The sequence below is a fragment of the Neoluteolibacter marinus genome, assembly GCF_014904755.1.
GTDB classification, from domain to species: domain Bacteria; phylum Verrucomicrobiota; class Verrucomicrobiia; order Verrucomicrobiales; family Akkermansiaceae; genus Haloferula; species Haloferula marina.
Window position 1 is genome coordinate 1 of the sequence record NZ_JACZFQ010000113.1, and the last position, 9,824, is coordinate 9,824.

10 protein-coding genes are annotated in these 9,824 nt (G+C 65.7%); 6 read left to right on the forward strand and 4 right to left on the reverse strand.

All coding sequences use genetic code 11. From position 1 onward, the window contains the following. On the reverse strand, positions 1-1,255 hold a 1,255-nt coding region (locus IG178_RS22090; protein WP_193214763.1), incomplete at its 3' end, for an ankyrin repeat domain-containing protein. A gap of 24 nt (positions 1,256-1,279) precedes the next feature. Continuing rightward, positions 1,280-2,029 carry a tRNA (N6-threonylcarbamoyladenosine(37)-N6)-methyltransferase TrmO gene (tsaA, locus tag IG178_RS22095; protein ID WP_343226031.1) on the reverse strand — a complete coding sequence of 250 codons (750 nt, stop codon included), beginning with the start codon at positions 2,027-2,029 and terminating at the stop codon, positions 1,280-1,282. A 44-nt stretch (positions 2,030-2,073) separates the two neighbouring features. On the opposite strand from tsaA, the gene IG178_RS22100 reads away from it, so the two are divergent. Further along, a complete protein-coding gene (locus IG178_RS22100) occupies positions 2,074-2,811 on the forward strand; it encodes a hypothetical protein (protein WP_193214765.1) in 738 nt (245 codons plus the stop codon). 118 nt (positions 2,812-2,929) lie between these two features. Here IG178_RS22100 and lexA read toward each other — a convergent pair whose 3' ends face one another. Next, on the reverse strand, positions 2,930-3,544 hold the full coding sequence (gene lexA / locus IG178_RS22105; RefSeq protein ID WP_193214766.1) for a transcriptional repressor LexA: 615 nt from the start codon (positions 3,542-3,544) through the stop codon (positions 2,930-2,932). Positions 3,545-3,657: 113 nt separating this feature from the next. Here lexA and IG178_RS22110 point away from each other — a divergent pair, with 113 nt between their 5' ends. Both IG178_RS22110 and IG178_RS22115 read left to right on the forward strand, forming a co-directional pair. Further along, positions 3,658-4,554, forward strand: a complete 897-nt coding sequence (locus IG178_RS22110; protein ID WP_193214767.1) for a D-alanyl-D-alanine carboxypeptidase family protein — start codon at positions 3,658-3,660, stop codon at positions 4,552-4,554. 2 nt (positions 4,555-4,556) lie between these two features. Continuing rightward, positions 4,557-5,714, forward strand: coding sequence for an aminotransferase class I/II-fold pyridoxal phosphate-dependent enzyme (locus IG178_RS22115; protein ID WP_193214768.1), 1,158 nt, complete (start codon positions 4,557-4,559; stop codon positions 5,712-5,714). Here the strand turns inward: IG178_RS22115 and IG178_RS22120 are convergent. Continuing rightward, positions 5,674-6,369, reverse strand: coding sequence for a TrmH family RNA methyltransferase (locus tag IG178_RS22120; RefSeq protein ID WP_193214769.1), 696 nt, complete (start codon positions 6,367-6,369; stop codon positions 5,674-5,676). The genes IG178_RS22115 and IG178_RS22120 overlap by 41 nt on opposite strands. Positions 6,370-6,510: 141 nt before the next feature. On the opposite strand from IG178_RS22120, the gene IG178_RS22125 reads away from it, so the two are divergent. The 3 genes from IG178_RS22125 to IG178_RS22135 all read left to right on the forward strand — a co-directional run. Further along, entirely contained in the window at positions 6,511-7,440 is a 930-nt protein-coding gene (locus IG178_RS22125) for a hypothetical protein (protein WP_193214770.1), read from the forward strand. A 334-nt stretch (positions 7,441-7,774) separates the two neighbouring features. Beyond that, complete coding sequence (locus tag IG178_RS22130; protein WP_193214771.1) at positions 7,775-9,415, forward strand: NAD+ synthase; 1,641 nt, start codon at positions 7,775-7,777, stop codon at positions 9,413-9,415. A 135-nt stretch (positions 9,416-9,550) separates the two neighbouring features. Beyond that, positions 9,551-9,824 (forward strand): hypothetical protein (locus tag IG178_RS22135; RefSeq protein WP_193214772.1); only part of this gene is annotated, 274 nt, incomplete at its 3' end.

The window sequence follows — 9,824 nt, forward strand, 5'->3', positions numbered from 1 at the left end:
AGCCGCCGTTGCTGTCCTTGCTGCTTCTCATCCGCCGCTCGACCCGGAGCACTTTTAGCGGTGTCCCCGGGATCACGGCCCCTTCTTCCACCTCCTCGATCCCGCCGCCTGACATCCGGATCGTCGCGACCTGTTCCTTCACCGTCTCCACGCGCAAAGGCAGCTCCTTTTGCCGGAAGGCGCGCATGACGACCGGTGACGAGACGTCGCCTGCAACCGGCGGTTCCATCGCACCCGCGACCTCCGCGCCCGATGACGACGCGGCTGCAGCTGGAACCTCCAAAACCGCTCCATCCAGCGAAGGGGGGGGCGCCGGCTCGCCCTGAGCGGTTCCTGCGGCCACCTGATCCCGCCCCGGCGCAGGCCGGCTCGAGGGGGCTCCGGAGTCCCCGCCGGCGTCCTCCGGTTTCTCGTCGGCCGATCCGATGACCTGGGCCAACATCTCGGCTCCAAGGTCCGCCGGTTCTTCGAGTCCGAATTCATCCTCGGCAGGCTCCTCCGCCAATCTCATGGCCAGCTCCAGATGTCCGGCTTCCCGTGCCACATCCGCGGCGATGCGGCCTTCGTCATCCATCGAGAACCGGTTCGCTCCGATTTCCAACAGCATCTCCACCGCCTCGATATTGCCATTCTGTGCTGCCAGCATCAGCGGGGTGCGGCCGTCGTCCATGCGGGCGTAGATCGACGCGCCGTACTTGGTCAGCTCGTCGATCACCGCGGCCTTGCCTTCAAGCGAAGCCACCAGCAGGGCGACATCGAGATCCTTGCGGTCGCAGGCAGCCAGTTCGGCAACCATGTCGGCCCGATCCTCGCTGACCGCGAGCATCAGCGGACGGTATCCCTTGGCGTCCTTGAGCAGGGGGTCGGCCTTCTGCGAAAGAAGGTAGCGGACCATTGCCGGCGTACCTTGAAGGACCGCCGCCATCAGCGGCGTGCGTTCGTCCGCACCGCGGACATCCACCGCAAGATGATGATCGAGAAGGAAATCCGCCGACTTCCGCATCCCTGCCGCGGCCGCGACGTGGAGGGCGGTGTCGCCTGCGTCATTGCGGGTGTCGACGGCGATCCCGTTTTCCAAAAGCTTCCCGAGCGCCGTCAGGTCATCGCTCTCCGCGGCGCGGAAAAAGGCCTCGGGCGTCAGGTCGTAGCCACTTTCCCGAAGCTCCTGGCGCGCGGTTTCCTCGCGGTCTTTGCAGCCGGAAATCGCAAGTGCCACGAAACCACCGGCCAGAAGCGTGACGCCTTTCCCGTTCATGGGCAGGACATTAGTTCACGTAAGTTAACCTTTCAACCCTGAAGCCGGCGCCGGTTCGACCGAAACAATGCGGCACACCGCCCCTTCCACCCGGAACTTCACTTCCAGCCCGCAAAGTCCGGTTCCATAAACGCGCCCCTCTTCGTTGCGACCCGCCGGCGGGCGCGGATCCAGTGAAAGCGCTTCGCAAATGACATCGCGGGAACGCTGCGGCAGGTCCGTGAAGCCGTGCACCCCGTCCGACTCGACGGCGAGCCGTTCCGGCGCTTGTTCGGCAAATCCGCCGCGCGCGCCGCCGGGCGACTCCGCATAGGGTAGGTGCGGTTTCACATCGAACACCGGCGTGCCGTCGACCAGATCGATCCCCCCCAGGAGCAGGACCTTCCCCTCCCCGGCCCGGTCCTCGACACCTTCAAGGCGCACCAAGGAAAGCCCGAGTCCGTTCGGCCGGAATGTCGAACGACTGGCAAACACGCCGACCCTCTCGTTCCCCCCCAGCCGCGGCGGACGCACCGTCGGGCTCCACCCGCCCCCGGCCGTGAGATGAAAACCGAAGATCAACCAGAGATGAGAGAAGCCCTCGATCCCGCGCAGCGCCTCCGGCTGGCGGAATCCCGGTTCGAAAACCAACTCCCCCCAAGCCGAAGGACACAAGCCGGGCTGACGGGGCACCGCGAACTTCCCGCCAAAGCATGATCGCACAACGGCCACCGGCTCGATTTCCATGGCGGAAACCATCCTCCGCCCCCCGGCGTTTGCCAAGTTCCCGGCCATTTCAGGGGCGTCATCCACTGCCGCGCCTTGCAACCGCTGCGCGAATGCGGTCTCTCGTCGTCGTGCTCACCCGCCCGCTCCTGCTTGCTTTGCCCGCCTTTCTATTGTGCCACTGCTCGACGGTGACCCGCGACGACATCGCGATGGCCGGTCCGGCGAAGACGGTGCGACGACAGGACGCCATTGCCATCGCCTACACTTATAGCCGACTCGAGTGGACCCCGGACCAGCGTCACGTGCAGCATGGCCGGGATGAGAACGGAGTGCTGGTCCACACACCGGACGCCTCGCTCTCCCGCCACGGTTTTTCAAACGGCTGGTGGAAAGCCGGCACGGTGTCGCGCGGAATGCCCTACCAATGGGGTGGTTTCGACACCCCGCACGAGTTCGTCGCTTCGATCGGCCGCGGGGAATATGCCGGTGACATCTCCACCGCCGAAAAGCGCCGACTCGGCGACGCAGCAACCAGCAAGCAGGCCTGCGGCATCGACTGCTCGGGTTTCGTTTCGCGCTGCTGGCGCTTGTCGCGACCGTGTTCCACCCGCGAGCTTCCTGCCATCTGCGACAAGCTCGATCAATGGGCCGATCTGAAACCGGGCGACATCCTGCTCAACGATCGCCACGTCGTTCTTTTCGCGAAACACTCGAGCAGCCGCCATTCCGTGCTCGTTTACGAAGCCGGTCCCTTCCCGGTGTGGCGGGTGAATGCCGCGGAAATCCCGGTCGCCCACCTCAAACAGCGCGGCTATCAGCCCTGGCGCTACCGCGGCATCCGCGACTAACGGCCGGTGTCTCCAAGCCTGTCGGCCGCCCTTCAAAAAGTCCGGGTCCGGCGAGACGGGAGGGAATTCTCGCCGGACCCTTTCCTTTCGGGGGAGAAATCTCTAGATCATGCCGCGCTCAGGCCGACTTGCGCAATAGGGCGACCATCACGCCCTGGATGATCAGCTCGCGGGCCGGAATCAGGTCCGGGAATTCCTCGTTTTCGGCATGCAGGTAGGGTTTGCCGCTTTTGACCAGATAGCGTTTGAGCGTGGTCTCACCATCGATGAGCGCCGCGACGATGTCGCGGTTCCGGGGCTCGCGGAATTCGAGAATCACCGTGTCCCCGCTGCAAATGTGCGCGTCCACCATGGAATCGCCACGAACCTTGAGGGCGAACGTACGGGCACTGCGGGGAATGCCGATGGACGTGATGTCGATCGAAATGCAGCCTTCCTTCTCCTGCTCCGCGTCCTGGGCCATGCCCGCGGCGATCTGGCCGTAGATCGGGATGTCGACGATCTCCTCCCGTTCGAGTTCGTCGGGAAACACCACTGCACGGGCCTTGCCCGGCAGCCGCTGGATCGCCCCCTTGCGCTCCAGCGCCCGCAAGTGACTCATCGCCGCGGTCTGGCTGGCGAAGCCGAAGTAATGTTGGATCTCGCGGGTTGAAGGCATCACCCCGGTCGTCCGTTGCGCGGACTTCAAATGCTCGAGGATTTCCTGTTGGCGCTCCGTCAGTGGCTCATGCATGGCGTTTGAACAGTGTTCTCGAGAACAAAATCAGGCGAACACTTGCCCGGCAAGGTGAAATTCGTGGAATCCCGCCTTGAGAGCCGCAGGGGGAACGACGAAGCTGCGCGCCGATGTCCTGCAACGCGACCTTGCGACTCTTCGGCCTCCTCGTCCTTAGCTTCCTGCTGCCCGCTTGTGGCGACGACTCGTCGCAGCCCCGGCCGGTTTTGCGGGGCGAAACCTACGAAGCCCCGGCGGCGCGCACCGCCATCCCCACCAGCGCCCCGCCTGCCGTGGTGGGCGAAAGCGTCATCGTGATCGATCCCAATTCCGGGCGCGTCCTCTACGCCAAGAACGCCGACCTGCGCCGCCCCGTGGCATCGACCCAAAAGCTGGTCACCGCATTGGTGGTCATGGACGGCGGCAGCATCGACAAGCCGGTCACCATCACCAGCGATGACACCCGCTGCGAACCCACCAAGCTCTACCTGAAGCCCGGTGAAGTGCACCCCCGCCGCGACCTGCTGAAGGTCTTGATGGTCAAGAGTGCCAACGACGTCGCCCGTGCCCTGGCCCGGGATCTCGGCGGCAGCCAGGAGGGCTTCGCCAACATGATGAACCGCAAGGCCGCCTCGCTGGGCATGCGCAATTCCCATTTCGTGAATCCCAACGGCCTGCCGGCAGACAACCAGTTTTCCACCGCCCGCGACATTGCGATCGCCGCCCGCACGGCTTGGCGCAGTCCGACCATCCACTCCTTCACCTCCCTCAAGAGCACCACCTTCCGCCACAACGACGGCCGGGTGAAGTCAATGGAGAACACCAACAAGCTGCTCAAGCGCGTCCCCTACTGCGACGGCTTGAAAACCGGCACCACCAACGCCGCCGGCCGCTGCCTGGTCTCCTCCGGCACCCTCAACGGCCGTTCCGCCATCGTCGTGGTATTGAAGAGCAACTCGGCCAACATCTGGAACGACTCCGAGAAACTGCTGCGCTGGGCGCTTGAGAATCCCGCCGCGCTGCAGTGAGCATGGACGACCCGCGGCAGGAACTTGCGGATCTGGCCGCAGCCGGACTGCTCCGCGGCTTGCGTCCGATCGATTCCCCGGCCGGGCCGCGCGTCGTCCGCGACGGCCGCGAGCTATGGAACTTCGCGTCGAACGATTACCTCGGCCTCGCCAACGACCCGCGCCTGGCGGAGGCTTTCATCGAGGGCATCCGGAACTTCGGCACCGGATCGACCGCGTCCCGCCTGGTGAGCGGCAGCCTGCCGCCGCACCGCGAACTGGAGTCCGCCCTCGCCGCGGCCAAAGGCGCCGAGGCCGCCCTCGTTTTCTCCTCGGGCTTTGCCGTCGCCGCCGGCAGCCTGCCCGCCCTCGCCGGCAAGGGCGACATCCTGATCGTCGACAAGCTCTGCCACGCATCGCTCATCGATGGCGCCCGTCTATCCGGGGCGACGATCCGGGTTTTCCCTCACAACGATGCCGCCAAGCTGGACCGCTTGCTGGCGAAGGTCCGCGCCCGGCAGGCGTCCGCACGAATCATCGTCGTGACCGAATCGGTCTTCTCGATGGACGGCGACCTTTGCCCCCTGCGCGAGATCGTCGAAATCAAGGAACGCCACGGGGCACTGCTCTACCTCGACGAAGCCCACGCCTTCGGGGTGCTCGGCCCCGGCGGGATGGGACTCGCGGCCGCGCTCGGACTCCAGGAGCGGGTGGAGTTCCAGATGGGAACCTTCAGCAAGGCGGCCGGACTCGCCGGCGGTTACCTCGCGACTTCTTCCGCCTGGCGCGATCTGTTGGTCAACCGCGCCCGCACCTTCATCTACTCGACCGCCCCCCCGCCGGCGCTCGCCAAGGCATCGCTGGCCGCCCTCGAATTGATCCGCTCGGCGGACGGCGATCGCCTGCGCTCCGCCCTCCGCGCGAACATCGATGGGGTGACGCCTGGACATCCATCGGCAATCGTGCCGGCCATCATCGGCAGCAACGATGCGGCAATCGCCGCCTCGCGGGAGCTGGAGGAACGCGGATTCATGATCCCGGCGATCCGCTACCCGACGGTCCCCCGTGGCAGCGCACGGCTCCGCCTGTCCCTGTCGGCCGCCCATCCCCCGGAGGCTGTCGTGGCCCTCCGCGAGGCTCTCACAGCAACCTCGGCAGCAGGTCTTCCGGCCGACCGCTAACCCGCAGGTCGCAGGCCGCTCGCCAGAAGCAACCGAGCCCGCCCGCCGGATCCCCGACCACCAGCGCGCGACGGCCTTCCGTCGGCAAGGCATCGTCACCCGCCCCGTCCGTGTCGGTGCCGACCAGATGCACGCCGGCAGCTTTCAGGCATCTCAACAACTGGCCGCCATCCGACACCCTGACCGGCAGACGGAAAAGTTCGCCCGCCGATGCCTCGACGGCCACCCGCTCGAACGGCGAGACACCTTCCCGGCCGAAAAGCACTCCCGCGGCACCGTGAAGCCCGGCCAATCGGATCAACGCCCCGGCCAACGCCGCGTCGGCAGGCCGCGGACACACCACCAGCAAGGCATCGGGATCGAGGGCAGCGGTGAAAGCCGCCACCTTGGTGGTTTCCCCGGGCCGCTTTGCCAACCCGAGAACTCCCCGATGCCCCGATGGCCCCGTCAGCTCATCGAGGACCATGCGCTCGATCTCCAACCCGCTCCAAGACGGACCATCCCAAGGATGGCCGTCGTCAATCACCACGCCGGCCAGCTCCCACCAACCGGCCACCGCCGCCTCCACCGTCGCCTGCCCTTCCAACAGCACCCACGGGTCCGAAGGTTCAACCATCTGCGCGCGCAAGGTTTCCAGCCATTCCGGTTTGCTCACGGGCCAGCGGTAGCAGGGGCCGGCCATCCCGGGCAAATGACGAATGCAGCAATGGCATTTTTGCCCGCCAGCTGCGCCCCGCTTCGGGAACCGGGTCGTTGAATCGTTGCGCACACGACCGGCCTTGCTAGGAGTGGGTGGATGCGCTTTCTCGCTCTACTCGCGATCCCGCTGGCCGCCGCCGATCCCCTGCCGCGGGAGATCCTGCCGGCCAAGGCGACGCTGGAGGTCCAGGCGGACCGGGGCACCAGGAAGGTTTGGAACACCCGTTTCTTCAGCATCGACAGCGACGTCAGCCTGACCGCGAACGAGCTCCAACGCCTCGCCCAGGTCGCGGACACCACGGCCCTGGCGGTGAAAGCGCACCCGCTGCCCTTGTTCTCGCCGCCACGTGGCAAGCGCTCGGCCATTTCCATTCATGCCGATCCGCGGAGCTACGCCGCAGCAGGCGGATTTCCGGGAACTGCCGGTTTTTACCATCCCCGCAGCGCCTCCGTCCTGCTGCAGGCAAGGTACCTCGTTCCCTGGTTGGATCCCAGAGCCGACCGCAGGGCATTCGGGAATCGCGCCAACGAAGAACTGCTGGTCCATGAAATCGTCCACCTCTGCATGCACGAGGTGAATTCAAAGATGCCTCAGTGGCTCCTGGAAGGCATCGCCGACTACTACGCCAGCGCGCATGAAGGTGGCGGCCGATTCAATTTCGCGGACATGGACCGGTCCCTCCGCCTCCACTTGCGGTCGCAACTGTTTCCCGACGAGCCGCGGATCAAGCTGGTTCCGGTGAAGGAAGTCATCGGCCTCGATAGCCGGGAGTGGCTGCGCTACGTCAGCGACCTGCCCGATGACGAGCGGCGGCAGGCCTACGCCACCTCGTTGCTGCTCGCCCATTACTACCTCCACGGCGGCGACCGCCGGCTGGCGGAGGTCCGGGCGGCCCTGGAGGCGGAACCGCGACGGCGCCACATCGCGCGATTGATCGAGCCCGACGCTGCTCCGGCCATCCAGAAGAGCCTCGTGAAGTATTGGAAACCCAAAGGGCTGACCTTGGAATTCGCGGACCGCGACTGACCCCGATTGCTGATTTCGCGGGGCAATGACCGATTTTGGGAACTTCTTGTGATTTTTCATGCAATTTAAAACTTCCCAATTCCAAATTATCAGGCATTTTCAACGCCGGATCGCAGCACTTCGGTGACTGCATCCGGCCAACGGGATCGTCTGGCAGGCATCAAGCATCCGTTCTGAATCCGGGGGGATTTCGGCGGACGCCGCCGCAGGACAAACCCGTTTGGTTCAGAAAGGGCGTGAATTGTAATTCCGGGGGGAGTTGCGATTCACGCCCTTCTTTTTGTCCGGAGTTCGCCATTCCCCTCGCCGCCCGGGCATGATTGTTTCCCGGCACATGAAGGTCGGGATCGCACAGATCAACGGGGTGATCGGGGACTTCCCCGGCAACGCCAAGCGCTTGCTGCAGGCTTACCGCGAGTGTCTCGAGCACGGAGCGGACATCGTCGTCACCCCGGAACTGTCCCTGTGCGGCTACCCGCCGCGCGACCTGGTGTTCAAGTCGCAGTTCGTGCCCAAGTGCCTGCAGGCCCTCGATTACCTCGCGGGTGAGGTCAAGGACGTGCCGCTGCTGGTGGGTCACGTCGATCACAACGACGCGAACCGCCCCGGCAAGCCGTTCCGCAACGCCGCCGCCTTCCTGCATCAGGGTGAGATCCGCGCCAAGGTGAGGAAGACCCTGCTGCCGACCTACGACGTCTTCGACGAGCGCCGCTATTTCGAACACGGCGACCGCTGCGAGCCGATCCTCTGGAACGGCCTGCGACTCGGCGTGACCATCTGCGAGGACATCTGGACGGAGGACTACCTGCAGCGCCCCTTTTACGATCGCGACCCGGTCCAGGAGCTCAGCGCCAAGGGCATCGATCTCCTCCTCAATCTCTCCGCCTCGCCCTTCCACCTCGGCAAACCGGAGGTGCGCCGCGAGCTGATGGCCGACGTCGCCCGGGAGGCCGGCGTGCCGGTCGTCTACGTGAACTCGATCGGTGGCAACGACCAGCTGGTTTTTGACGGTCACTCGCTGGTCGCCGCCGCTGACGGTCGCATCGCGGTGCAACTGGAGGGTTTCCGCGAAGCCTGCCGGACCGTCGACCTCGACGACCTGCCGGCCGGCGAGGCACCCCTGCCGCAACCCGAGGCGGCCGGCCAGTTGCACGACGCCCTGGTGCTCGGCCTGCGCGATTACACCCGCAAGTGCGGGTTCCGCAGCGTTTGCCTCGGCTTGAGCGGCGGCATCGACTCGGCTTTGACCGCCGTGCTGGCCGCCGAGGCCCTGGGGCCGGAAAACGTCCACGGGCTGACCATGCCGAGCCCGTTTTCCTCGGGCGGCAGCGTCGATGACTCGGTGGCGCTGGCCGAAAAGCTCGGCATCCGCTGCGACACCGTGCCGATCGCCGGCACTTTCTCTTCGGTGAAGGAGGCGATGGCGCCCCTCTTTGCCGGCACCCGGGAAGACGTCACCGAGGAAAACATGCAGGCGCGGATTCGCGGGCTCTACCTGATGTCGCTCTCCAACAAGTTCGGACACCTGCTGCTGACCACCGGCAACAAGAGCGAACTGGCGGTCGGCTATTGTACCATCTATGGAGACATGTGTGGGGGCCTCGCCGTCATTTCCGACCTCCCGAAGACGCGGGTCTACGAGCTGTCCCGCTGGATCAACCGGAACGGCGAGATCATCCCCTGGAACACCATCGACAAGCCGCCGAGCGCCGAGCTTCGTCCCGACCAGAAAGACCAGGACACGCTGCCGCCGTATGAGGTGCTTGATGCGATCCTCGAACTCTACGTCGAGCGGCACCTGTCCGCGGAGGAGATCATCGGCCATGGCCACGACGAGACGCTCGTCCGCTGGATCCAGCGCCGGGTGGACCTCAACGAATGGAAGCGCCAGCAAGCCGCCCCGGGCCTGCGCGTCACCTCGAAGGCCTTCGGCATGGGGCGGCGGATGCCGATCGTCCAGGGATTCGAGAGCTGACGGTCGATTGTTAGGCGATTTCCGGAAAGCGCTCTTCCCCCCGCGGCGGAGGACTGTTACAGGGCAACCAACATGACCCCGGAGGAGGCACGGCGCATACTCGGATTGTCCCCGGACGAGGATCCGGCGGGACATATGGGCGAGTTTTCCGCGGCCAGGGAGCGCATCGCCGAACTCGTCCGCACCGCCCCGAACGAGACCATCGCGATGCGCTATCAGGACGGCCTCGTCGAGTTCGACAAGGCGCTCGCCGCCATCCGCGAGGACATGGCCAAGGAACCGCCGGAAGTGATCCGCCACCGCGAGTGGATGGCGGCCGCCCGCGGCAGCGGCAGCGAGGAAGCCGTCGCGGAAGCGGATGCCACCGCCAGCCCGGCGACGCCAGCGGGGGACGCCCCGACCGAACCCG

Bases quoted from the DNA above. Each gene is read 5' to 3' on its own strand.
- tsaA (WP_343226031.1), bottom strand. From the start codon at position 2,029: ATGGCCGGGAACTTGGCAAACGCCGGGGGGCGGAGGATGGTTTCCGCC.
- IG178_RS22115 (WP_193214768.1), top strand. From the start codon at position 4,557: ATGGACGACCCGCGGCAGGAACTTGCGGATCTGGCCGCAGCCGGACTG.
- IG178_RS22130 (WP_193214771.1), top strand. From the start codon at position 7,775: ATGAAGGTCGGGATCGCACAGATCAACGGGGTGATCGGGGACTTCCCC.
- IG178_RS22125 (WP_193214770.1), top strand. From the start codon at position 6,511: ATGCGCTTTCTCGCTCTACTCGCGATCCCGCTGGCCGCCGCCGATCCC.
- lexA (WP_193214766.1), bottom strand. From the start codon at position 3,544: ATGCATGAGCCACTGACGGAGCGCCAACAGGAAATCCTCGAGCATTTG.
- IG178_RS22110 (WP_193214767.1), top strand. From the start codon at position 3,658: ATGTCCTGCAACGCGACCTTGCGACTCTTCGGCCTCCTCGTCCTTAGC.
- IG178_RS22100 (WP_193214765.1), top strand. From the start codon at position 2,074: ATGCGGTCTCTCGTCGTCGTGCTCACCCGCCCGCTCCTGCTTGCTTTG.